The sequence below is a fragment of the Neobacillus niacini genome (assembly GCF_036961885.1).
GTDB lineage: Bacteria > Bacillota > Bacilli > Bacillales > Cytobacillaceae > Neobacillus > Neobacillus niacini_H.
In genome coordinates this window covers 48,528-48,792 of record NZ_JBALNQ010000013.1, presented here as the reverse complement: position 1 = coordinate 48,792, position 265 = coordinate 48,528, and the positions used below count along the sequence as shown (strand labels likewise).

General features: G+C 27.9%; 1 pseudogene. It reads left to right on the top strand.

What is annotated here, in order from left to right:
* Nucleotides 1–184: pseudogene (locus tag V7124_RS07715) on the top strand (hypothetical protein); the annotation flags it as partial.
* Nucleotides 185–265 lie beyond the last annotated feature (81 nt).

The window sequence follows — 265 nt, the reverse complement described above, 5'->3', positions numbered from 1 at the left end:
GATTGATAATAATATTCTTAGACCTGACTGCTATTTCAAACTTCACAATCATACTCTTACATCTTTTTCAAATTTAACTGTAAAAGAGTTACGTAAAGCACATAATTTAGAAAAGATGTACAGAGCGGGTTCGTTTAATGGAATTAGGAAACTCAACTCAGAAACAAACAACTTTTTGCCGTAAAAAAATTACGGTAAAAGTTGTTTGTTTTTTTGATTTAATGTAGACTTAATATAAAGAAAGCATCCATTTATATAGTTAATC